Genomic DNA, 22,166 nt, shown 5'->3' with positions numbered 1-22,166 from the left:
TTGCAGAAGATGACTCTTCTAACGGTGCTCTCAAGACTCCGCACAAAAAATCCAAAGGGCCTCGGCGCCACGCTTACACCCGTAATGCGACGCCATTCACAACACGCACTAGACCAGGCCGGCCGCAATGAGGGCTCTTGCGACGATCTCGAAATACTGGGCAGGAATCGGGTTACCGAGCTTGGCGCTTTGAATTAGCTCACTAACTAACGTGTGGTCATCGGCAATACTGAGCCCAAGTGCCCGCGCCTCATCACAGAGTCTTGAAGCCGCTTCGCGCTCGCCGCGGCATACCAGGACTGGCACAGCGGTTTCGCCACGGACGTAGCGTACTCCGACCAGCATGTCCCGCCCGGTCAAGATCAACGTTGCGCGACGCACGCCGAGCGGAGACTCGTTCGCCTGCTCCCGGCGCAGACGACGGTGTTCCCGTTTCAGCTCCGGATTGCCCTGCTGCTCCTTGAACTCGCGCTTCACCTCGCTTTGTGTCATGCGCATGCCGCGCAAAAACAACCAGCGCTGGACCAGAAGATCGATCAGTCCGCCAATCAGAAACGCACCGCAGGCAATCCCGATCAACAGTTTCACTTCCATGAAGACGAAGCCGAAGCAGCCCATGCCGCACACCGGCAGATAGACCAGCGCCTTCCACGCGCCGACAACGATGAGGAGAAAGATCACGCCGAGGGCAATGACCTTGAAGACGGTCTTCCCAAGCTCAACTAAGGAGCGCAAGGAAGCGACGCGCTTCAACCCTTTTATGGGATCAATGTTCTCGAAATTCAGCTTTAACGGCTCGAAGGAGAAGACTATACCACCATTGGCCAGTACTGCCGCCAGAGTCGCCCCGGCGAGAATAGTTCCGAGAAGCGGACCAACAATTCGCAGAGCCAGTTCGGGCAAGACGCCGAGCGCCAGCTGGACCGCAACATCGAACGGCTCCTCCAGCAGCTTGTCAGCCAGCACTAGCGCTGCTTCGCACCTATCCTGGATTGAATCGGCCTCCAACCAGAGATAGCCGAGACCGGCGCAGCTGCTGACGGCTCTAACAAAATCACTGCTGTGCGGAACCACTCCCTTCTTGCGCGCATCGTTGAGCTTCTTGTCAGTGGGGGCGAGCGTCTTTTCTTCACTCGTGTCGCTCACTTCAGTTGCCTTTCAAACCTCTCCAACTCGCCGCCGGACTGGATGAATTCCGATTGCATGTATTCGATCAGATAAACCGCGTAGGTGACCATGACGATCGCAAAGCCGATATTTTTGATCGTCAAAGACAGGTCTTTATTGTTGAATTGCGGTGCAAAGCGTTGGAGCAGCATCGCCGATATATCGATCAGTAGCAGGAAAACCACCACGGGCCCCGAGATCAGGACGGTGGAACGTATCATGCCGTCGAGCATGCCCAGCAGCTCCCTTATCCCTTGCACGGTCAGCGTGGGTCGAAACTGATACACTGGCAAGACCAGATAGCTGCCATAAAGTCCGCTGATCATGGTTTGTAGGCCTCCGGATACGACGAAGATCGTGATCGCGGTGATACCGAGAAACAGTCCTGTCGCCGAAGCCTGACTGTGCGTTGCGGGATCGGCCGGAGCGACCACGCTCGTGACGCCTCGTTGGACGTCGATGATCTCCCCGACAGCCTGGATGGTCCATAACGGAATGCTGAGCACGGCGCCGATCAGTAGACCGACACACGTCTCCTTCAATCCCAGTAGCGTGATCCTGATCAGATGCGTTTCTGGGTCCAGCGTCTTCAGGCCATCGCCGATTTGCCCCAAATACGGTAGCTCGATCGCAACGGCCAGGCAGCCGCGGATCAGCCTGCCGATCTGCGTGCGCGTAAATACGGGGAGAACCAGCATGATGCCGGCGGGGCGGGCTGCACCAAGGCCGGCAGCAACGACGAGTTCGATGGCCGCATGGATCAGACTTTGAGTCTCGGCGGTTGACAGCTCAGACATCGCGAGGGGCGCTAGTAGCCCGCCGTGAGCGCGGGAAACTCCGTGAAGATCTGCTTGGCTTGTTCAATAAGCGGGGCGCTCAGCACCGGAGAAAACAGACCGATGACCGCAACAATGACCAGAAGCTTCACCGTCAGCGGCAACGTCTGGTCCTGGATCTGCGTTGCCGCCTGGATGAGGCCAATGGCTGTTTCGGCAACTGCCGCCGCAAGGAGTGGAGGCAGAACCCAGATCATGAATAGCACGAGCGATCGGGTCATGTGAGTAAGAATGGTGGTCTCATCCATATTCAACCTCCGGGCATCGCGTAGCTCAGTACCAGTCCGTGCATGAGACGAGACCAGCCATCAATGGCCACGAACAGAAAGAGCTTAAAAGGGACCGATATCACTGTCGGCGATACCATTGACATGCCCATCGCCATCAGGATGGTCGTTACGATCAGATCGATGGTGATAAAGGGAAGATAGAGCAAAAACCCAATCTCGAAAGCACGCTTGAGCTCCGAGATTAGAAAAGACGGGACTAGAATGACAAAATCATCAGCTGTGGCTCTGCCGCGCATCTCCTCCGGCCAGACACGTTCGGTCGAGGACATGAAGAAGCCTCGCTGTTCTTCATTGGTGAACTTCTTAAGATAGCTTCGCAACGGCTCCTGGCCCTCTTTCGCCGCGCTGACCCAATCCTCGAGGGTCTGATAGCGGAGTTGCAGATCAGCAATTCGATTGTAGCTCTGCTCAAAGACGGGGGCGCTGGTGAAGGCGGTGAGAATCAAAGCTGCGCCGTATAGAACGATGTTCGGTGGTATCGACTGGGTTCCAAGAGCATTGCGAACGAGGAAGAGAACCACCGATACCTTAATGAACGCCGTGGTCGTGACGACCGCGAAGAGCAACAAGCCGAGACCGGCCGTAACCGCAAGAAGCGCCAGGATTGCCGGTTGAACCTCAGTCATTGCCTGCTAACCTGCCACGGAGTCTGACACCGAGCTCGTCCCCAATACGCACGATATCGCCGCTTCCGATACGTAGGCCGTTCGCAAGGATATCGATAGGGCCGTCGACCGGCCGGCCAAGTTCGAACACATGTCCTTCGCCGGCACTCCTCAATTCTCCGAGCGTGATCTGCCACCGGCCGCATTCGAAGACCAGCGTGACCTCTATATCGTCGAGATCGGCTTCCGAGGGCGGCTGCTGCGATTCGGGCTGTGTCGTCATATGTGCATACTCCAGAGGGCGCGGTTGCAACCGAAATGGCCTCCGCAAGGTCAGGCGACCGCCACCGACATCTGCCTCGGTCCATAGTCGGCCCGCAGTGAGGATGATCTGACCACGGGCGAATGGCATCACGCCCGGCAGCAACGCGTCGCCTGCAGTCGTTTTGCGAAGAAGCGAGGCCGTAGCTCGCAGAGCGCCCATTTCTCCGGCAACTATGACGGGTAGCTCCGTGGAGAGCTCGCACATTTCTCGCGGCAGTTGACCGAGCAACTCGCCTAAAGCGCGGAACGCCGGCGGTATCGGTCCATCGACAGGCGAAAAAAGAAACAGGCGACCTTTGCTCCTGACCGGACCGTAGGCAATGTCGAATTCGACATAAGGCCCTATCGTTTCGGCCTTTCCGACATGCAGAAGTTGCAGCCTCTGCTCAATCTTTCGCTCCAGACGAGCGAGCAACGGTTCGAGCGCAAGTTCGAGGATGAGCGAACCGCTCGGCTCGGAGGGAAAAGCGAGGCCCCTCTGCACTGTCGAGATCAACGCCTCGGCAAGGGTATAGGGTATCGATAAGATGACTGCTTCGTCACCGACATCCCAGATGCAGTCGAGCATCGATATAGCCGAAGGTTCCTCCTGCCAAACGACTCGTGCCAGTCGCACCGATAGCGGCTTATCACCGATGCTGGTCTGCAAAGACGTGCGGGGCCCCGCGATTCCATTGAGCCACGAGACCAACGCGTGAGTCAGAACCAGAGATGGCCTGTACGCCGTGCATTCCGCTGCACGACGCGCGCAAGGCGGCTCTGCATGACAGCACGTTTGCGTCCCAACATGACTAGCGCTCATCAGATTTAACCGTCTGCCACCTTTGTGGGTAACCCCTGCCCATAGCGAAGCAGGACTTCATCATCAGCATCTATCTCGGCTGAGACCTCCGAATGATCATGGGCTGCACGTCGGACGTCGGTCTCAATCTGTCGCCATTTGTGAGTCGCCGCGGAACGTTTGGCCCAGTCCGCCCGCTTTTCCGATGCCGCCATCTCGGCCTGCTGTTGAGCGATACGCGCGTCCTCAAGCTTCTGGCGTTTCGACGCGACCTCACCTGCGAGCCTCTCCAAAATGAGCTGGCTGCGATCGAGTTCGATGACGGACAAGGTACCGAGCGATACCAGTTGTTGGTAAACCTCAGCCTCCGCCCGTGCGTGATGCTCGTCTGCGATTGTCAGTTCGCGCCATGCGCGCTTCGTGGCCAGGGCCGCCATATTGCATTTGGCGTCCATATTGGACAATTCACTGCGGGCACTACGCTCACGCAGATCCTTGACGTGCCGCAATTTCGACGCGTGAATGCAACTCATGCGGTCAGACGGCACATCCATGTGACGGTTTCCTCAAAAGTGGACGCATCGCCCTCGCCTTGGCGCAAGAACTTGTTCAGATCATCGATCGAGGCGATAGCCCGGTCCGTCAGGGGATCGCTACCTTGCTTGTATTCGCCAACCTTGACTAGGAACTCGGCCTCCGCGTGGCGCGAGAGCAGATCGCGGAAGAAAGATGCGGCCTCGCGATGCTGCGCGGATACGACGGCATCCATGACGCGGCTGCGGCTCGACAGTACATCGATAGCGGGGAATTGAGATCGCGCGGCGATCGAGCGCGAGAGAACGATATGACCATCGAGAATGCCGCGCGTTTCCTCGGCGATTGGATCGCCGGTACCCTCACCTTCCACAAGCACGGTATAGAACGCTGTAATTGAGCCGCACGCATCCATGCCGGCACGCTCGAGCAATCCAGGCAGCATAGCAAAGACAGAGGGAGGAAAGCCCCGCCGCGTCGGTGGCTCACCCGCAGCAAGACCGATTTCGCGCATGGCGCGGCCAAATCGCGTCAATGAATCCATCATCAGAACGACGCGCAGTCCCTGTTCGCGAAAGTACTCCGCGAGCGCGGTTGCCATATAGGCACATTGCGCGCGCTCCATCGCCGAGCGATCGGAGGTCTCAACGACTACGACCGTGCGGCGAAGGGCTGCCTCCCCAAGATGGCGCTCGATGAATTCACGCACCTCCCGCCCACGCTCGCCTATCAGTGCAACGACCGTCACGTCAGCGATCGCGCCCTTTACGATCTGCGCCAATAACGTCGACTTGCCGCAACCAGGCTCTCCATATATGCCGATCCGCTGGCCCTCGCCGCATGTCAAAAGGCCGTCCAGGACGCGCACGCCGAGTGGCAAAGGCCGCTCGATGATGCGCCTCGTCATCGGGTTTGGCGCTTTGCCGCGTAACGGACGAGTTTCGGTGACTTTGACTGCACCCTTGCCATCGAGTGGACGGCCGAAGCTGTCGATCACCCGGCCAAGCAACTCGGGCCCGACTGGCACCTCATGCATTCGTCCGGTAGCGACGACTTCTGCCCGGCTGGACAAGCCCTGCAAGTCTCCGATCGGCGTCAGCAGCACGCCATCCTCCCGCAGACCGATCACCTCGGCCTCAAGTGACCACCCGGTGCGCGGATCCCGCACGACACAAAGCTCTCCAATGCGAGCATCGGGCAAGACTGCATGGAGGAGCGTGCCGATCGCCCGCGTGATTCTTCCATGCACGGCGCGCGTGTCGACATGCCTTGCTGTCGATCGCAGATGCGACAGCACCCCGTGCAGGTCTCCCTCTGCAACGGGATTGCCACGGTTTGCTCCCCGCGTCGTCACGGCTCGCCTGCGGCGGGAGGTAACCCGAGTCCAAGACGCAGCGCGCGGAGTTGCGCGGCAAGTCCGAGATCAACATTGCCGAATTCGCTCCGCAGCACGCATTCGTGCGGGGATAGCGCCGGGTCCGAAACAATTCGGACCATCGGACGGCCTTCCCGTCCGTCGCACGCAGCAAATTCGTGGGCAAGGGCATCAGCGTCCATGGAGGACACATGAAGAGAAAGCTCCGCCCCGCCATATTTTCGCTGGATGGCGTGACGAACCGTCCTCGCCAACATCTCACCGGGATCGAAGGCGCCCAGAAGATCAGTTACCATCTCCATCACGAGCTGTGGCAATTCCTCTTCCAGAACGGCGTGTTTCTGTGCCGTTTCCGCGGCGGCTTGGGCAACCAGCTGCGCCATTTCCTCGGCACCGGCCGCCAGCCCCTCGGCATGCCCGCGCGCTCGCTCCGACTGATAAGCCCTGCGCGCCCAGCTGCGAACCCGCTGCAGATGCCGCTCTGCAGCGGCTCGGGCCTCGGCGGCCTCCTGCCAGATCTCGAGATCCCTTGCCGCTATGAGAGGGCCAAGTGGGCGCATGTGCGGAGCTATCGGTGGGGCGGACTCGTCGACTGTCATAACGCAGGGGTTTCCTTCGCCAATTGGGCCAACACCAAGGAAAACAATTGGTCTGCGGCTTGACGGTGTTCGGTTGCTGGATTGTCGGCGACAGTTCCGACAGCCAAGCGTAGAAGCACGCGGTTGCGATCAAGCGCTGACGCTTGGTCGAGCCAGGCGCCGAGACAGGCATGCCCGTCGGCATCAATTTCTTGCGCGAGTTGTTGCGGATCGGTAATGACTCTGGCTGAAACTGCATGTGCGGCGTGTCGGATACCGAAAGCTTGTGCTTCGGCCCCTACACGCCCGATCAGCACGGCGACATCGGGCTTTGAGATCAGTTTGATCAGCGAACGGGCATGAAAGACGCCGCCGGCGAGCAGAGCAGCCCGTTTCGGATCATGTCCGAGCAGAAGGTCCGGCCTCCAGACACTGCCGTTTAAGTTAGTTTCGTTGTCAAGCAGCAGCCCCGCCACCCTTGTCTGCAGCCTGCGGCTCTTCTGTAGCTGTACCAACGTCGCAGCCGAGAGGCTCGCATCAAGGCACGCGGCAAGGCGGGTCGGATGAATCGAGGCGGCAAGCTCACTAAGACCTTCAAATGGCGATTTGAACGGACGACGTCGCTCGGCAGACGGCTTCGGTGTCACCATGTCGAATACACCCCTAGGCTGCATTAGGCTTGATCGCTTTACGCACGGCCTCGATCGCAGACCCACCCGAACGTCGCGTCACCATGGCCACCTTGGGAGTTACCTGCGCGCGCCGACGCACCCGAGCGCCAAGCAAGACATAGGATAATACGCCTAATCCCGAGCCGCCGAGCCCCATTCCTATCGCAAGCAACGGCGTTGAAATGAATCCGGATGCTTGGGCTGATGCAGCCGCCGACCCAGGCCGCTGCTCGAGTGCAGGCCGCTCGACCGCCACGAACACGACTGCCACCTTGTCATAGGACAGGCCCTCGATGCTGTTGACGACGAGCATCTTAATCTGCGGCAGCAGGCTTGAGAGATTCGCCCTGGAATCATGCCGGATGAAAACCGACGCCGAAGACGGCGTGGTGTCTCGCCGCAACAGATCGTTCTTTGGCAGAACGACATGGACGCGCGCTGAGAGGACGCCGTCGATATCGCTGATCGTCCGCGACAATTCCTCGCTTAGGGCATAAACGTAACGGGCGCGCTCCTCAGTCGGCGAAGCAATCAGGCCCGCCGCATTGAACACCTCGCCGAGACTTTTGAAAGAGTGGCGTGGCAGCCCTTCGGCATTCAGCAGGTCAATCGAAGAGGCCAGCTGGTTCTGTTCGACCTGGATCGTGCTGGTCCCGTCCTTGGCAGCAACACGGACCGCATCAACCCCGTTCTTAAGGAGGACCGCAAGCATCTCATTGGCCTCGCGCTCCTGCACTTTAGTGTAGAGATCGGCCTTGCAACCAACAAGGGGAAGAAGGAGCGATAGCAAAGCCACGACGCGGAACCGCTTGGCGGAGCGCGGGGGACGGCCGCTTTCGCGACAGATTGAACCGATCATTGGCTCCACTCAGCCTGCCGATATCAGCTTGTTAAGTGATGAACTGACGCTGCCAATGCAGTTTGAAACGAGCGTCACCTGAATGACGCCGTCAGAAACATCCTTCAGATTCGCCAACATAGCCTCGAAGTTATCTGCGTGTTGAGGGACAACCGGCAAACTTGTTTCCGCCCCGCTTGGCTGCAACAAGAGGGGCTGCGATGCCGACCCAGGCTCAACGGCCTTCGGAAGAGCGGGTCCGCCGCCGGCCACAACGCGAGGATCTGCATTGACCCGATACAGCGAAGACAGGTTCTGGAGGATGCGCTCGCCCAAAGGAGCCGCTTGCGTTGTTGTTCGCGAAACTTCGGATGTCGGGGACACTGGCGCCGCTTCCGTCACCGGCGACGCAACGCCTTGGGTCGAGGCCGCCTGCGAAAGGCTCTGCTGGAACTGGACTTGCTCGCCGACTGCTACTGATGAGCAGGTGTTGCACAGACCTTCGGTCAGGTTGGAAGAAATCGGCACAGCACCTAACATCATCGTGGAAGAACCTTGCTCTCTTCGGGATGTGATAGGACCTGCCGCTCAAGACCCATGAACGGCTCAATATCCTACAGAGGATTCCTAGAGAAGCGAGCTGACGAGAAGCTGACCAGTTCGTCGCACCCAGCGTCATCTAATGATCACGTTTGGCCATCTACATTTGCGCGACTCCACTCCCGTTGGCCAGGTTGAAGAGAACCTTAATGTTCATCCCATTTATGATTCAGTGCGCTTTGATCGGAATTCTATGTGTCGGGGCATTCGTTTCGACCGGAAAACATGCGGCGTTCGGCGCTCCCCTGTCGCTCTCCTCGACACCTTATCGCTATACGGTTCTGGACCAGGACCTCCCCGCTGCGCTGCAGGAATTCGGCAACAACCTCAACGTCAGAATCAACATCAGCGGCGAAGTGAAGGGCCGGATTCGCGGACACATGCCGGATCTATCACCGCGGGAGTTCCTCGACCATCTCACTCAGCTCTATAATCTGCAATGGTATTACGATGGACTCGTGCTTTACGTGTCTGCCGCAAAGGAGGCGCAAACTCGTTTGCTTGTACTGGGTCCGATCAGCTTCGGCGCGTTCACGGCGACCCTCGATGCGCTCAACATTTCCGACGAGCGCTATTCAATAAGGGCCGCGCCCGGAAATGGTCTGGTCCTGGCGTCCGGTCCGCCACGCTTCATCGCACTCGTGGATGAGACCCTGAAAGGCCTCGTGGCTGAGGCGCAGGCTCGACCACGCGCTGTCGAGACGCCAACGCGAGACTCTGTGCTGACGCTATTTCGGGGCTCCTCAACGACCATTATCCGCGATGGGAAACCGGAAGGCCCCTATTCTTCCGACATCGCGCACCAGGACGGCGTCAGGCCCACGCCCGCGATGGGCGAAAAATGATATGGAGAAGCGCCGATTGTCGTAGCGTGGCCGCCGGCAATGTCGTGCCGTGGCATAGCGGCCCGGATGCATCGGCGGCCGCGACATCGTTCGACTAGCCGTTGCAGCCGATCAACAGCTGCGATGTTCCTAAGTCGGCTATTCGCGATGAGGGAGCGTCATCGACCCCGCGAACCTGATCTATTTTTTCGCGAACGCCGGCAAGACAGTGGTTGTAGCTTCGTGGAACCGCGGATGATGACAGACACGCGCAAGGCGAGCAATTGCCGCTCACAAATGAGGCACGCCCGTTGCGGACTTTGCCCCCCCTTCGCGCGAAACACACAAGGAGGCCGCCCAAGCCTCGGTCCGCCAGTCAGCGCCATCTATCTGATCTCATCGGCCGATAGACAGGGTCTATCGGCCGGCTTGGCTCTTTTCATGGGACGAAACTGAGTGACGGCACTCGAACGCCAATGTTTGGCGCCAGGATTCGAACATCGCCAGCGACCCGCCTTCTGGAAGCGACCGACATTTTCACGTCTGGCGTGGCTTGTCTGCCAGGATTCTTGAAGGAGATCCTACATGAAGTCATAGTCATCGTCGGACCGTGACAAAACGTTCGCTGTTTCATTCTCGCTATCACTGGACTCAGCTTTGGACAAATATCGTGTTGGCTTGTCCGCCCGTTGCCATTTACCATCGTAATTCTTTGTCCACTTGTCGGGATGTTGGGTGGGGTCAAGCACCATGTTATCGTCATCCACCTCAACAAAACCTAACTCCCGCGAGCGCGCCCTCGCTTCATCATTAGCGGGACGGGTGCGGAGCAGTGCGCGATCGCCGTCGAGCTGAAGCTGATACTCCAGCAAGATGTCGCCCGCGTTAACGACGAGCGGATGGGCAATCTGAAGATCTACAGTGGACGTGACTTCAGTTCGTCCGGGAAACGCTTTCTGCCACTGATCTCCTTCAAACTCGTCGCTCATCTTGCAGCCGCCTTCGGTTCTTAGAAGTCCGACGCTTGTGTTGCCTAGCTGATAGCTGAAATAGCGCGCATGTTCGGTATCTTTGGTGTTGCCGTATTTTTTAGCAACTTTTTTTACGAGCTTGGCCTTCGAGGATATGCGAGGCGAGTACACTTGCGGGTTGTCGGCGATATGCTTGATGTTGTCGCCATAAAACGCTTCCGCTTTTTTGGCGAATGAGCGCTTGGAGATCTCCACGACGGGAGGCTGATCAACCAGCGAGTACGACCGCGACGAAGAGGAACTAGCATCCGACCCCAAATGCATGTTTGCAAGCGTTTCCGCAAAGCCATGGCCATCCGCCGAATAGCTGGTGTCATAGGTATCGGCGGCGTTGCTGAATTGACTGAATGGGTCATTGATTCGGCTGTACATGTTAGTTTGCCTCTGTATCAGTGAAGTTTCGTTGGCAGCTTAGCTGACGCTGTCGAAACGAGCACGCATTGATAGTTGTTGCAGCTGACGCCAAGCTGACCTGCAAGTTGGCCGCGCAAAGCGTCTTCTACATAGCCGAAATGCGAGCGGCAAATCGGAGCGCGTTGGCGGCATTGAATGTCCGGCATCAATCTCATCCTTTGCGCAGTCTGACCGCCCGGCGATCTCGCGAGAGCTACCGATATGGTACCTTGCCCGTCATTCATTTCACACGGACTCCGCGCTCGACTGAACCCGTGGCATTGTGTTGGCGGGTTGCCGAGAAGGCCGACGACGGCCGAACCATCTCTTGGCTCGCAGAGGCGGCAGGGTCTTCGATTTTAGCCTCACAAAAATGCGCTTGGGTCACGGCTCTCGCTTAGGAGCAATTGAACGATTTGAAAAATCGCGTCCGGTCGAGGCGTATTGGAATAAATGGACTACGCAAAAGCGAATACGGGCGAGGACATTGCGATGTTCGTAGCAATGAATTTTCTGGCGCTTCCAAGTCAGGACATTCTTGAGAGCGGCTCAGAAAATTGGGCTTCTCGATACGCGGTGATGAGCCGACCTCGATGTGTCGTGCTGTAGGGCAGGCATCTAAAGCGGTGGCCGTCCAGCTGTGCGGCAATTTGGGAGGAAGCCGGCGTTAATCAGGATGAGAGAGCGGTGGTGGGCTCGTGAAGTCGGGAGGGCGGAGCCCGACCGGAGTTACAAGCCCGCCGCCGGTGCGATGTACGGGGATAGCGCCGACATAGCAGCGTCATCTCGAGGATCCAGACCCCGTTGACCGGGCATGATCTCCTGACCGGACCTAGTCGCCCCACCCAGGAGGTGCGGCAGGTTTCAACCAGGAGGCTGGGGAGCTCACTAGATCCGGCTTGCTCTAGAGAAACGGTGGAATTGATTACAGATTTACTGGCGAAGCAGATCGTAATCGGTTCCCGATCTAGATGTTGGCTGAGTGCGGACGCGCTTCAGCAGTTTCTCGGTAGTTGGATGTCTATTTTACAGCTCAAGGCCGTGGTCGGCGAGCACCTGGTGCATCAGCGCGCCTTTTATCTCGCAGGCGATTTCGTCGCGGATCTTTGCTCCGAGCCGCAGCTCGGCATCGCTGTCTCCGGTCAGGTCATGATCGGCGAGCCGCTGCGCGAGGCGGCTCTGGAAATCCTCGTCCATCGCCTCGATCAGCCGGTCCTGCATCTGTGCATGGGCCTCGGGGGCGATCCGACTCACCACCGTCTCCCAAGGTTGCCAGCGGGTCGCCAGATAGTCGGCGAATCCCGTCGCTTCCTCATTGCGCACCAGGATCTCGGCCGCGGCGAGGTCGTGCTCAGTGACGTAGGAGACATCAAAGAACCGCATGTCCGGCGCGATGAGCTGCAGGTCCAGCCGCTCGCGTAGCTTAACCTGATAGGCCAGATAGACCTCGATCTCGTCGACGAATTGGAGCGAAGCGACCTTCTGACGAGCAATCCGCTCGAGCGCGCCCAGGCGGAACAGGACCCGCGCCTGGTCGACGAGCTCGCCGAGACGATTGTCATAGGCCCCTTCCTCGACATCAGCGTTCACGCGTGCGGTCTGCATGCTGTTCCAGGTGAGGGTGATGCGATCTTCGCAGGTCGCGCTAGCCCCAAACGCCAGCTGGAAGTACTGCTGGCGCAACCCCGGCCTGATCACTGCTTGCCGCAGATCATCGGCTACTAATTTTCGGAACTCTGGATTGGCATAGTTCACGGTCTTTCGCAGCCTGTCGAGGAACACCGCGTATTCCGAGGCGCCCGCCTCGCCGGCGAAATTCTGCCAGATAAAGACCGGCTCGCTCTCCATCCAATCCGCTACCACCTCGCTTAGGGGGCAGGCTGGAGCGCTCGCCGTTCCTTCATCCATCGAAAAGAAGACCCGCGGACCGCTATAGCCTGGGGCATTCAGGGCAGTCGCCAGACTCGTCCGCACCCGCTCGGATAGCGGGTTACCCGCCAGCTCAACCCTGGAGGCAGAGCCTAGCTGGCTTAGTAGCGTCTCCGGTAGGCCGGTCAGGCGGTTGCCGGCGGCCCCGAGCTGCCGGAGCCCCGCGGGAAGGACATCAGGCAGACTGGTCAGCTGGTTGCTGCCCACGTAGAGCCGCAACAGCCCAGACGGGAGTGTATCGGGCACATTGGTCAGCCGGTTACCGCTGGCGTAGAGCCGCAGGAGCCTCGGCGGGAGTGTATTGGGCAGGCCGGCTAGCCGATTGTTGTTGACGTGGAGCTGCTGCAGCCCCGCCGGGAGCCTTTCGGGAAGGCTGGTCAGCAGGTTCTCGTCGGCATTCAGATCCCAGAGCTCAGTCGGAAGAGCCGCGGGCAAATGGGTCAACTGGTTTCGGCTGACGTCGAGCTGCTGGAGGTTGGGCGGAAGCGCGGCCGGCAAAGTTGTCAGGGACAGCGATGACAGATTCAGCGGCAGCGGCGCAGAGACATAGGCGGCGTTCTCTCGCCAAGCTCGGATGCGCCTTACCGCCTCTTGCCTGTTCTCGCCCTGCCCCTGATTCAATTCGCCGGCCCAAGCGTGCAGGATCTGATCCTGCGACTCCTGCGGACGAGCGGATGCCCGCGCTCCAGTCAAGGCTTCGACCCACTGAGCCGCAGCCTGCGTGAGACCGCATAAGCAACCTTGCCGGTGGCTTTGTTCGGAAGGAGTGCCAGCGCTCGACTCCGCCCGCGCTGTGTTCATCAATGCTCGTTCTCCTGTGGCCAGCTGAGTGTGTCAGTTTCCGAAGACGCGACTTCTAGTATGAGTTACTTAGCTGTCGATGAGCTGACGAGTCTTCCTATGATGCGCCGATGGAAGTCACATTGGTCTGTTTCGAAGCTGCGGCATTCCCGCGGAAATCTCAGGATCGTTACGATCATTCTGATTCCTCGTCAGCTTCTCGAAAGCTTCGGCTCTTAGCGAGGACTTGTTTATCCAGGTCAGGCGTTAGCTCCTCATATCCGCCAGGAGAATGGGATGGATCCGTTCAACCACCTCAACCCATCCGAGATCCCGGATGTCGGGCGGACGTACGACGAGGGCCTGCAACAGCAGCAGGCAGACCAAGCAGCGTTTCAGCAGCAGCTGAACGAGTTGCATCCGCGTGAGCTTCCACCTCCGCTCCCCAATTCAAATCGACGCCGCCCCCCTTATGCCGGGTCGAACAGAGATGCGGATCCTTTGGAAATGCCGCATGAGGATCGCGTTGGACAAGGCCCCTCGCGGCTGAGCTCGGATCCGCCCTCCCACTCTGAACAAGGGATCAATCAGCATGTGCTTTTTGCGACCGCAGATCGCGATAGCCAATTGTCAGACGGCAGTTTCAGTCTGACGGATAGTTGGCACGACATGGATGCAGCTGCCGATTGGCGGACGCATCAGGTCGATCAAGAGCAGCATTGGTGGGCGGGAACCGATGATGTGGTGGCGGAGTGGCGAGCTATCCCGGCAAGTCCCTGGGAGCAAAATCTCGCAGCATCGGTCCTTGCCCGGCAGCCCCGGCCGGGCGATGGAAATACTGGAGGCCGGCGGCTCCCCGCGGCCGCGGCGCAGTGGACCGAAGCCTCGCACGGCACGGGGACCTCCACCCCAGTCCCTGCCGGCGATCTGACGAACCTTGACGCCCCAGTCCTCCAGGAAGCGCGACTCGACCGGATCCTAGACATCTGGGTTGGCGACGAGGGGCAGACGGAAGATGAGGACCGGCAAGAGGCGGCAACACGAATAAGAGCCTGGGCAGAAGCCGGCGACGTCTATACCCGGCTGGACCTGCCCGACCTGGGTTTGACGACATTGCCCGCCGCCTTTCCTCCCGCCCTGCAGTCGCTGGACGTGAGCCACAACGAGCTGGTGCACCTGCCTGACACCCTCCCGGCCGGACTCCGGACGCTCACCGCCAAAGGCAACCGGTTGACCAGCCTGCCCGACGCCCTCCCAACGCAACTCCAATCACTCGAAATCGGCAGCAACCGGCTGACCAGGCTGCCCGAAACCCTTCCGGAGGGACTATTGACGCTCGCCGTCGGCAGCTGCCGGCTGACCAGCCTGCCGGACCTCCTGCCGGCCGGGCTCCAGGACCTCGATGTCCGCGGCAACCTGTTGACCAGCCTGCCCGACGCCCTCCCGAGTGGTCTTCAGTTGCTTGCTGTCGGCGGCAACCGGCTGACCAACCTTCCGGATAGCCTCCCCCCTGAACTCCAGGAGCTCGAGGCTGAGGGCAACCGGCTGATCAGGCTGCCCGACACTCTCCCCGCCGAGCTCAAGTTGCTTTTCGCGCGCGACAACCATCTAAGTAGCCTGCCCGAGACCCTCCCTTCGGAGCTTCAGAGACTACACGTCAGCGGTAATAGGCTCACGAGCTTGTGCGAGACCCTCCCGGCTGAGCTCTGGGTGCTTGAGGCACGCGGCAACCGGCTGACGAGCCTTCCGGAAGCCCTGCTGACCCAGCTGGGTTCTGAGTGCATGGTTTATGTAGATGATAATCCGCTGTCCGAGCGGGTGCGGACGAATCTGGCGACAGCGCTGAATGCCCCAGGCTATAGCGGTCCGCGGGTCTTCTTCTCGATGAATGAGGCAACGCCAGGCGATTCACCGCGCCCCCTGAGTGAGGCGGTGGCCGACTGGATGGAGGGCGAGCCGAAGGTGATCGCCGCATGGCAGAACTTCGCCGGCGAGGCGGGCGCGTCGGAATATGCGCTTTTCCTCGACCGGCTGCAGAGCACCGTGAATAGCGGCAACCCGGAATTTAGGAAAGCAGTAGCCGATGATCTGCGGCAGGCGGCGATCAGGCCGGGGTTGCGCCAGCAGTATTTCCAGCTGGCGTTTGGGGCGAGCGAGACCTGCCAAGATCGCATCACCCTGACCTGGAACAGCATGCAGACAGCACGCGTGAACGCTGATGTCGAGGAGGGGGCCTATGACAACCGTCTCGGCGAACTCGTCGACCAGGCGCGGGTCCTGTTCCGCCTGGGGGCGCTCGAACCGATCGCCCGTCAGAAGGTCGGCTCGCTCCAATTCGTCGACGAAATCGAGGTCTATCTTGCTTATCAAGTCAAGCTACGCCAGCGGCTGGACCTGCAGCTCATCGCTCCGGACATGCGGTTCTTTGATGTCTCCTACGTCACTGAGGACGATCTCACCGCGGCTGAGACGCAGGTGCGCAATGAGGAGGCCGCTGGTTTCGCTGATTATCTGGCGACGCGATGGCACCCCTGGGAGACGGTGGTGAGCCGGATCGCTCCCGAAGCCCATGCACAGATGCAGGACCGGCTCATCGAGGCGATGGACGAGCAGTTCCAGAGCCGCCTCGAGCAACGGCTCGCCGATCATGATCTGACCGGAAACAGCGATGCCGAGCTCCAGTTCGGAGCAACGATCCGCGACGAGATCGCCTGTGAGATCAAGGGCGCCCTGATGCGCCAAGTGCTGGCTGACCACGCCCTTGAGCTGTGAAGCGGTCATCAAATTGCGAAGGGCTGCAAACGGAGGTACGCGATGGCGTTCGCCCCCGCAGCGTTCGCGCCGACCGCTGCCGATCACCTGATCTTGTCACGCGGCATTTTTTCTCGTCCGCCGTTGCTTACCTTTGCAGCGCTTCTGACCTGACCATGCCTCCCCGTTGGTCGAGCATAACGCATTCGTTTTCAGCGTGTGAAAACCCACAAGACATTGAGGAGTAGCTCAGCCGATCTTACGCGGGCGCTCTTGTGTCGACAGGGCCAGCCCGATCAATATTTCGCAGTTCCTGCTTCAGCGAATTGCACAAAGCCTCTAGTCGGCATTGCGTCCGATCGCGCGCTCAATGCGTTCGCGCATCGCCGGATCGATATCTTTGGCGCCAAGCAAATCTGGCGGCGGCGTCTCCTGCACTTGAAGAGCGGGTCTATCCCAACGAGCGCAACCGCCGAGCCCCAAAATAACGAGGAAAGCCGAACACAAGAATAGACAAAATGGACCAAAGCGCGACCGGACGGCGTTTTGACGTGAATTCATGCGGTCCTTCTCAGATCGATTGCTGGGCCGATTTGTCGGCTGCAGCGATCATGTTACGAGGTTGCTCCAACGGAGCATTGTTCTTGGCAGCAGTCAGTGTGATTGATCCAACGGGCTGGATTGTGAAGTCGGGGGCAAGCTCCTGATAGGATAGAACAGGAAGATCGATCCCATTGCGGGTGAGAAAACCGCGGACAAAGCGCCGTACATCCATCGAAGCAAGGATAACTGGGCGGGCCTGACCTCGAACCATGTTCGAATGGATCTGACGCACTCTTGAAAGCAGCGCCTCGCTTTGACCGTCCGTCAAAGTCAGGTAGGGTCCTTTGGGCGTATCGCGCACAGCGCCGCGAACAACCTCCTCGGTTTGCCGTTCGATGATAAAGACGGGCACGACACGGTGTGCGTTGGCATGGCGGTGGCAAATCTGCCGCTTCAGGCCCGAGCGAACATATTCAGTGAGCAAGACGACGTTTTGCTCTCGTCCGCTCCATTCAGCCAATGCTTCCAAGACCAGCCTTGTATTGCGGATCGGAATTGCCTCCTCCAGCAGGCGCCGCAGGACGTCGGCTATCTTGGGGATTGGCGTCGTACGCAACACCTCCTTCACCAGATCTGAATATTCGATCTCCATTCGAGCCAGTAATTGACGCGTTTCCTGAATACCCACCAAGCACGGGGCATGGCGGGTCAACGCCGAATTAACGCGCAAGGCCAGGATCTCAATGGGACGGCGATACCCGATGCCGGCCGCTTTGAGGGCCGATTGATTGCTTTGTTCGATCCAGATTCTATCCGTCTCCGGGTCATGCCGGAATGGGATGCCGCTTAATTCAATGTTGGCCAGATCATCGTTGAGCACGAGCTGCGTTGGATCAATATAATCCTGATCGACCGGCACGCCCTCGACATCCACCCTGAACACCAACTTTGGCAAGCGCTCGTCGACCTCGACGGGGATGCGCGGAATCGTGATGCCTAGATCTGTTGAGACCGATCCGGAAACCCGCGCAATGTGCTGCTGCAATTCGTCCCTGTCGATCGCCTGTATCAGACTGGGTGCGAGGAATAACGCAACGGGAAGCGCTTCCGCCGGCACCGTTTGCTTGTGAGGCTGTGCGGGAACCGGACTAGAGACATCAGCGTCTTTCTTGGCGCTTTGGACCACACCGTCGGCAAAGCTCGCTGCCGCAAAGACCGCGGCCAAGACGAAAAAGACCGGCAACGGGAAACCCGGGATGATCCCCATGACAACCAAGACGCAGGCGGCCAGTCGCAAGGCGTGAGCATTGGCGGTGAGCTGGTTGACGATATCGCTACCAAGGTTGAGCTGGGTAGATCCATTTACGCGAGTGATGATCGTTCCGGCTGTAATCGAGAGCAGTAGCGATGGAATTTGCGAAATAAGCGCATCACCTATCGTCAGCAGGGTATATTGATGCAACGCCTCTACGAAAGACATTCCCCTGGAGAGCACGCCGATGGTGATCCCGGCCAGCATGTTGATGCAGATGACCACCAACCCTGCGATAGCGTCACCCTTCACGAATTTCATGGCGCCGTCCATGGCCCCGTAGAGCTGGCTTTCTTTCTCCAATGCAGCGCGCCGACCGCGGGCCTCCTTCTGATCGATATGACCGTTGCGCAGCTCCGCATCGATCCCCATCTGCTTGCCTGGCAGGGCATCGAGCGTGAAGCGCGCCGCCACCTCCGCCACGCGTTCCGCGCCCTTGGCGACGACGATGAATTGCACCATGGTTACGACTAGAAAGATGACAATGCCGACGACGATATTCCCCGATATGACAAAGTCACCGAACGTGTGAATGATGCTGCCGGCATCCCCATCAGCCAGGATCAGCCGCGTCGTCGAGATGGTGAGCGCCAGACGGAATACCGTGGAAATCAGAATGACGCTCGGCAAGGACGAGAAATCGAGCGGGGTGCTGATGTAAAGAGCAACCATCAGCAGCAGTATGGCGATGCCCAGATTGAAGCCGATGAGCGTATCGATCGCTACAAGCGGGATCGGCATGATCATCATGCTGACCGTCAGAAGCAGCATCAACGCAACCATCAGGTCGGAGTTGGCCGACGCGCGCGCAATGATGCTACGCAGGACGTTGGTCATGGAGTCCCTCTGATGGTTGTTTGATAAGAACTGTGCCAACGCGCAACGAAACATAGTCTTGGAAGACGGCGCGCGCCTCGTCCATACGGCCTGCTCGCCGCAGGGCATGGCTCCGTAACAGCATCAAATGGGTGCGCGAAGACGGCTCGTCATCAAGTGTATCCAGTCTGTCCAGGATCCGCAGCGCTTGATCGCCGAGGCCCTCCGAGATGAGGGCGTAGGCGAGAATCCGCAGCAGATCGACGTCTCGCGAGTTGTCGCGGACGATCAGCTGCAACAGAGCAACGCATTCTGCGCCCTGCCCACATGCAAGATGGAGATAGGAAAGTGCGCAGACCAAATCGCGCTCTTGCCCGGAACTCAGCGACACGTTAGCGGCATTGGAAACGTCCGTCGCCGGCTGCTGCGCTTCATCACAGGTGACCATGGCTAGGCTTCGATCAAGCTGTTCCGGTTCTGCCGGAGCAGGATCAGCCACTGCAGTGCTTGCCGCAGCACGACGATACCTTCGCCCGCGATCGAATCCGCAGGCGCGGCCGAGAGCTTAAGAGCAAGACTTTCCAGAAGAACACCGTACCGCTCTGCCCGCAGCATGTCCGGATGGCGCAGCCGAGGTGTGACGAAGGCGAGCAGATCATGCGCAATATCGCTCTCGTGGCGCGGCGTCAGCCCCTCGACATCATTGCCGCGGGTGCGCATCTTGCTGAGACTGACGCGCCCGACTGCATCAATATGTTTGGCCTCCGATAGGGCGTTGATCGTCACATCGAGCGGCAAATGCGACGCGTTCAGCTCCCGCCAGATCGACGCCTGCTGATTCTCATCATTTGCGGGAGTACCGTCGATCTTGGTCTTGCTGAGGTCGATTACCGGTGCACGGTCCTCGTTGAGTCTCTGCGAAACAGTGCCAGGCCCGACATCATGGCGGGACAGCTTTGACATGGGCTCTCCAATTTTCCTTCGCGCTAATAGGGAACGGCGGCAAAACGGCCATTTCGACTTAGCAGCACGCGCCCTTCCTCGATTCGATCAACCGACCATCCGTCAGCCAACAGAGCACCGACGAAATATTTCTGTCCGCCGATAAGCAAATAGGGCTGGATTCCGTGCCAAACAGCTTCGAGAGCGATTGGAGAAGGCGGCTTGTCCTCCTTGACCCGCACTCCGTTCACCAAGGTTAGCGCGCCATCAGTACGACGATCGAACCATTGCTGGAGTTCCTGCCATTTCACAACTGTTGCAGGAGTGACTGTTCCCTCAGCACTGACAAAACCCGGGCCCGAACCGATCCTGATGTCGAGCAGGCCGGCCTTATCAACCTCCTGTTTCAACATTTCGGCTGTGTCCTGGGCACGCCGCTCATCAGGTCGGTTCGGAATGCGCTTTTGTACAGTCTCGGCTGCGGGCGCCGCACTGGCGCTTGGTGCACCTCCGCCGCCTTTGGATAAAGCGGTCGTCAGAGCACCAATACCGAAAATGCCGAGCAACACGATGGCCAGCGCCGAGATCGACAAGCGCGATCGGCTGATCGAACCGGCCTCGACCGCATTTTGCATCGACCAGCGAATAGACATCGTGCCCGCGTGGACAACGGCCGGAAGAGAACGAACAACGCGCTCACCTGCGCCAACATCCCCCTCGCCCTCGATAGTGCCTATGGGTGCAAGGGCCTCGATCTCGATCGAGTTACCAACGAGGGTGACGCGAAGGTGATGCGGCTCAAGCCCTTGTTCGACGAAGATCATATCTGCGTCGACGCCACTGCCGATAAGGCTCGTCCCGGCAGCCGCTTTTCCGCTCAGCCCGGCATAAACTCCCGACAGCACCTCGAAGTGGAAGGAGGCAGCCTCATTCACGGACAATCCTCAAAACCTAGGGGGAGCACGGCAGGCATTGCCGTACAGTGCATTCGAAGACCGTCACTACTCACATCGCCGCCACGACTGGAAAAGCGGGGCGAGGACACGCCCCGCTTCCAGGCTTACCCGTTGGCGCGCTCGCTCGCCGCCTTCTTCTCACTCGAGAGCTCGGTCGACAGGGCGCGCAAGCGCATGTCCTGCACCATGGATTGCAGGTTGACGGCCTTCAACTGCGTGATCAGCGCCTCGTAAGTTGCCGCCCCCCCGACCTGATCAATTACGGCACCAGCTCCTGATGCGGCGGTAGACGCCGTGGTACCACCACCACCGGAACCTGAGGCCTTGTTGTCAGCCTTGTTGTCAGTCTTGGTATCGGCGGTGTCACCACCATGAGAACCAGAACCACCTACTTTGTTGACCATATCGCTTCACCTTCCTTTGAATTGCCGCCACTGCTGGCGACGGTCCCTGACGTCGCGATTCGGCGTCAGGCATCTTCTTCTGTTTCAGCCACCGTTTCGTGAAGATTTGCCATGTTTCGCTCCATACTCTGCACCGCGACCATGGCAAGAACCGAACCAAAAGCTGATTCGAATTCTCGACGCTGATCCACGGACTGCGAAGCGTCACTATCAAGATTGGTGTGAACCACACTTTCGATTGCGCCGGCCATCTGCTGCCTCTCACTTCGGTTTCATCAGAAAGGTGGCATCGCCACCGAGCGACCCACATTGCTCACGCTAGCGGGATTAGCTGTCGAGAAGCTGACGGATTCGACAACGATCTCTATATCAGGACCAACATCAACCTGAGGCGAGAGGGCGGCTTCACGGGTACATGCCGGGCTGCACCGAACGAGTTCTCGACCGCGTGAACCTAATTTTACAACATCTCCTACTAGCACCAGACAATCCTGGCGCCCCGTCCACCACACTTCCATCGCACCCGTTGGATCAGACGCTCAATCGTGCGATGGCAAGGCACAGGCAAAACCGCGCGCTGCTCGAAATGCCGCCGCGGGACTCGGCGGTGATGGCGCTTCGCGGCTTCGCGACGATTTTCATTTGCGATGACTGGAAGCTCCTCCAAACCCATCAGGACAGTGTCGTGTTGCGCGCACTGGGCCGGAGATGACATTACTGGGTCGGAGATGACACCTATGAGCACGCCGGCGCCTCTCCAAGATAAATCGAAGTTGACCGCGATTGGCTCAACCTGAGCCTTTCAAACTCGTCAGCTTCTCGAAAGGTCGGCCCCCTAGTCTGGCATGACCGCGTCGTTCTTGCGATCGCCGATGTCACCGATTGA

Annotated in this window: 22 protein-coding genes; 2 read left to right on the top strand and 20 right to left on the bottom strand. The window is 59.1% G+C overall.

What is annotated here, in order from left to right:
• Positions 1-108 precede the first annotated feature (108 nt).
• From PMN64_RS21745 to PMN64_RS21695, 11 genes are all read right to left on the bottom strand, one after another.
• Positions 109-1,146, bottom strand: coding sequence for an EscU/YscU/HrcU family type III secretion system export apparatus switch protein (locus PMN64_RS21745; RefSeq protein WP_411782103.1), 1,038 nt, complete (start codon positions 1,144-1,146; stop codon positions 109-111).
• Positions 1,143-1,964 carry a type III secretion system export apparatus subunit SctT gene (sctT, locus tag PMN64_RS21740; RefSeq protein WP_411782102.1) on the bottom strand — a complete coding sequence of 274 codons (822 nt, stop codon included), beginning with the start codon at positions 1,962-1,964 and terminating at the stop codon, positions 1,143-1,145. Before sctT ends, PMN64_RS21745 begins: the two co-directional genes overlap by 4 nt.
• An 11-nt stretch (positions 1,965-1,975) precedes the next feature.
• Positions 1,976-2,251 carry an EscS/YscS/HrcS family type III secretion system export apparatus protein gene (locus PMN64_RS21735; RefSeq protein WP_411782101.1) on the bottom strand — a complete coding sequence of 92 codons (276 nt, stop codon included), beginning with the start codon at positions 2,249-2,251 and terminating at the stop codon, positions 1,976-1,978.
• Positions 2,252-2,253: 2 nt separating this feature from the next.
• Positions 2,254-2,919, bottom strand: a complete 666-nt coding sequence (gene sctR, locus PMN64_RS21730; protein WP_411782100.1) for a type III secretion system export apparatus subunit SctR — start codon at positions 2,917-2,919, stop codon at positions 2,254-2,256.
• Positions 2,912-3,913, bottom strand: a complete 1,002-nt coding sequence (gene sctQ, locus PMN64_RS21725) for a type III secretion system cytoplasmic ring protein SctQ (protein WP_411782099.1) — start codon at positions 3,911-3,913, stop codon at positions 2,912-2,914. Before sctQ ends, sctR begins: the two co-directional genes overlap by 8 nt.
• Before the next feature lie 116 nt (positions 3,914-4,029).
• Complete coding sequence (locus PMN64_RS21720) at positions 4,030-4,557, bottom strand: hypothetical protein (protein ID WP_411782098.1); 528 nt, start codon at positions 4,555-4,557, stop codon at positions 4,030-4,032.
• Complete coding sequence (sctN, locus tag PMN64_RS21715) at positions 4,533-5,834, bottom strand: type III secretion system ATPase SctN (protein ID WP_411782097.1); 1,302 nt, start codon at positions 5,832-5,834, stop codon at positions 4,533-4,535. Before sctN ends, PMN64_RS21720 begins: the two co-directional genes overlap by 25 nt.
• Before the next feature lie 53 nt (positions 5,835-5,887).
• Positions 5,888-6,511, bottom strand: a complete 624-nt coding sequence (gene sctL / locus PMN64_RS21710) for a type III secretion system stator protein SctL (protein WP_411782096.1) — start codon at positions 6,509-6,511, stop codon at positions 5,888-5,890.
• Positions 6,508-7,140, bottom strand: coding sequence for a nodulation protein NolU (locus PMN64_RS21705; protein WP_411782095.1), 633 nt, complete (start codon positions 7,138-7,140; stop codon positions 6,508-6,510). Before PMN64_RS21705 ends, sctL begins: the two co-directional genes overlap by 4 nt.
• A gap of 13 nt (positions 7,141-7,153) precedes the next feature.
• Positions 7,154-8,020: a type III secretion system inner membrane ring lipoprotein SctJ gene (sctJ, locus tag PMN64_RS21700; protein ID WP_411782094.1), complete on the bottom strand. Its 867-nt coding sequence runs from the start codon at positions 8,018-8,020 to the stop codon at positions 7,154-7,156.
• A 9-nt stretch (positions 8,021-8,029) separates the two neighbouring features.
• Positions 8,030-8,542 carry a nodulation protein NolB gene (locus PMN64_RS21695; protein WP_411782093.1) on the bottom strand — a complete coding sequence of 171 codons (513 nt, stop codon included), beginning with the start codon at positions 8,540-8,542 and terminating at the stop codon, positions 8,030-8,032.
• A 206-nt stretch (positions 8,543-8,748) separates the two neighbouring features.
• On the opposite strand from PMN64_RS21695, the gene PMN64_RS21690 reads away from it, so the two are divergent.
• On the top strand, positions 8,749-9,444 hold the full coding sequence (locus PMN64_RS21690) for a secretin N-terminal domain-containing protein (RefSeq protein WP_411782092.1): 696 nt from the start codon (positions 8,749-8,751) through the stop codon (positions 9,442-9,444).
• Positions 9,445-10,004: 560 nt separating this feature from the next.
• Here PMN64_RS21690 and PMN64_RS21685 read toward each other — a convergent pair.
• Positions 10,005-10,826 (bottom strand): Effector protein NopP, encoded by an 822-nt coding sequence (locus PMN64_RS21685; protein WP_411782091.1) that lies wholly within the window; start codon positions 10,824-10,826, stop codon positions 10,005-10,007.
• A gap of 1,047 nt (positions 10,827-11,873) precedes the next feature.
• Positions 11,874-13,577 (bottom strand): NEL-type E3 ubiquitin ligase domain-containing protein, encoded by a 1,704-nt coding sequence (locus tag PMN64_RS21680; RefSeq protein ID WP_411782090.1) that lies wholly within the window; start codon positions 13,575-13,577, stop codon positions 11,874-11,876.
• Positions 13,578-13,853: 276 nt separating this feature from the next.
• On the opposite strand from PMN64_RS21680, the gene PMN64_RS21675 reads away from it, so the two are divergent.
• Entirely contained in the window at positions 13,854-16,328 is a 2,475-nt protein-coding gene (locus PMN64_RS21675; protein ID WP_411782089.1) for an NEL-type E3 ubiquitin ligase domain-containing protein, read from the top strand.
• Positions 16,329-16,646: 318 nt separating this feature from the next.
• On the opposite strand, the gene PMN64_RS21670 is transcribed toward PMN64_RS21675, so the two are convergent.
• The 7 genes from PMN64_RS21670 to PMN64_RS21640 form a co-directional block, all read right to left on the bottom strand.
• Positions 16,647-16,868 (bottom strand): hypothetical protein, encoded by a 222-nt coding sequence (locus PMN64_RS21670; RefSeq protein WP_411782088.1) that lies wholly within the window; start codon positions 16,866-16,868, stop codon positions 16,647-16,649.
• 10 nt (positions 16,869-16,878) lie between these two features.
• Positions 16,879-18,999 (bottom strand): type III secretion system export apparatus subunit SctV, encoded by a 2,121-nt coding sequence (gene sctV / locus PMN64_RS21665; protein ID WP_411782087.1) that lies wholly within the window; start codon positions 18,997-18,999, stop codon positions 16,879-16,881.
• Complete coding sequence (locus tag PMN64_RS21660; RefSeq protein ID WP_411782086.1) at positions 18,980-19,426, bottom strand: histidine kinase; 447 nt, start codon at positions 19,424-19,426, stop codon at positions 18,980-18,982. The genes sctV and PMN64_RS21660 overlap by 20 nt, the downstream gene beginning before the upstream one ends.
• 2 nt (positions 19,427-19,428) lie before the next feature.
• Entirely contained in the window at positions 19,429-19,941 is a 513-nt protein-coding gene (locus PMN64_RS21655) for a hypothetical protein (RefSeq protein ID WP_411782085.1), read from the bottom strand.
• 23 nt (positions 19,942-19,964) lie between these two features.
• The gene (locus tag PMN64_RS21650; protein ID WP_411782084.1) at positions 19,965-20,855 is read right to left on the bottom strand and encodes a hypothetical protein; all 891 of its coding nucleotides are present in this window, start codon (positions 20,853-20,855) and stop codon (positions 19,965-19,967) included.
• Positions 20,856-20,980: 125 nt separating this feature from the next.
• Complete coding sequence (locus PMN64_RS21645) at positions 20,981-21,280, bottom strand: hypothetical protein (protein ID WP_411782083.1); 300 nt, start codon at positions 21,278-21,280, stop codon at positions 20,981-20,983.
• 65 nt (positions 21,281-21,345) lie between these two features.
• Entirely contained in the window at positions 21,346-21,531 is a 186-nt protein-coding gene (locus PMN64_RS21640; RefSeq protein WP_411782082.1) for a hypothetical protein, read from the bottom strand.
• Between the last annotated feature and the right edge of the window lie 635 nt (positions 21,532-22,166).

Origin of the sequence: Bradyrhizobium sp. UFLA01-814 (assembly GCF_046718885.1) — a bacterium.
Taxonomy (GTDB): Bacteria; Pseudomonadota; Alphaproteobacteria; order Rhizobiales; family Xanthobacteraceae; genus Bradyrhizobium; species Bradyrhizobium elkanii.
Note: the sequence above shows the minus strand (reverse complement) of the source record. Positions and strands in the feature narration are given on the sequence as shown.

Coding starts and splice junctions, on each gene's coding strand:
- PMN64_RS21695 (WP_411782093.1), bottom strand. CDS start 8,542: ATGATGTTAGGTGCTGTGCCGATTTCTTCCAACCTGACCGAAGGTCTG.
- PMN64_RS21690 (WP_411782092.1), top strand. CDS start 8,749: ATGTTCATCCCATTTATGATTCAGTGCGCTTTGATCGGAATTCTATGT.
- sctV (WP_411782087.1), bottom strand. CDS start 18,999: ATGACCAACGTCCTGCGTAGCATCATTGCGCGCGCGTCGGCCAACTCC.
- sctR (WP_411782100.1), bottom strand. CDS start 2,919: ATGACTGAGGTTCAACCGGCAATCCTGGCGCTTCTTGCGGTTACGGCC.
- sctJ (WP_411782094.1), bottom strand. CDS start 8,020: ATGATCGGTTCAATCTGTCGCGAAAGCGGCCGTCCCCCGCGCTCCGCC.
- PMN64_RS21720 (WP_411782098.1), bottom strand. CDS start 4,557: ATGGATGTGCCGTCTGACCGCATGAGTTGCATTCACGCGTCGAAATTG.
- PMN64_RS21670 (WP_411782088.1), bottom strand. CDS start 16,868: ATGAATTCACGTCAAAACGCCGTCCGGTCGCGCTTTGGTCCATTTTGT.
- PMN64_RS21685 (WP_411782091.1), bottom strand. CDS start 10,826: ATGTACAGCCGAATCAATGACCCATTCAGTCAATTCAGCAACGCCGCC.
- PMN64_RS21660 (WP_411782086.1), bottom strand. CDS start 19,426: ATGGTCACCTGTGATGAAGCGCAGCAGCCGGCGACGGACGTTTCCAAT.
- PMN64_RS21640 (WP_411782082.1), bottom strand. CDS start 21,531: ATGGCCGGCGCAATCGAAAGTGTGGTTCACACCAATCTTGATAGTGAC.
- sctL (WP_411782096.1), bottom strand. CDS start 6,511: ATGACAGTCGACGAGTCCGCCCCACCGATAGCTCCGCACATGCGCCCA.
- PMN64_RS21645 (WP_411782083.1), bottom strand. CDS start 21,280: ATGGTCAACAAAGTAGGTGGTTCTGGTTCTCATGGTGGTGACACCGCC.
- PMN64_RS21705 (WP_411782095.1), bottom strand. CDS start 7,140: ATGGTGACACCGAAGCCGTCTGCCGAGCGACGTCGTCCGTTCAAATCG.
- PMN64_RS21655 (WP_411782085.1), bottom strand. CDS start 19,941: ATGTCAAAGCTGTCCCGCCATGATGTCGGGCCTGGCACTGTTTCGCAG.
- PMN64_RS21680 (WP_411782090.1), bottom strand. CDS start 13,577: ATGAACACAGCGCGGGCGGAGTCGAGCGCTGGCACTCCTTCCGAACAA.
- PMN64_RS21675 (WP_411782089.1), top strand. CDS start 13,854: ATGGATCCGTTCAACCACCTCAACCCATCCGAGATCCCGGATGTCGGG.
- PMN64_RS21735 (WP_411782101.1), bottom strand. CDS start 2,251: ATGGATGAGACCACCATTCTTACTCACATGACCCGATCGCTCGTGCTA.
- sctT (WP_411782102.1), bottom strand. CDS start 1,964: ATGTCTGAGCTGTCAACCGCCGAGACTCAAAGTCTGATCCATGCGGCC.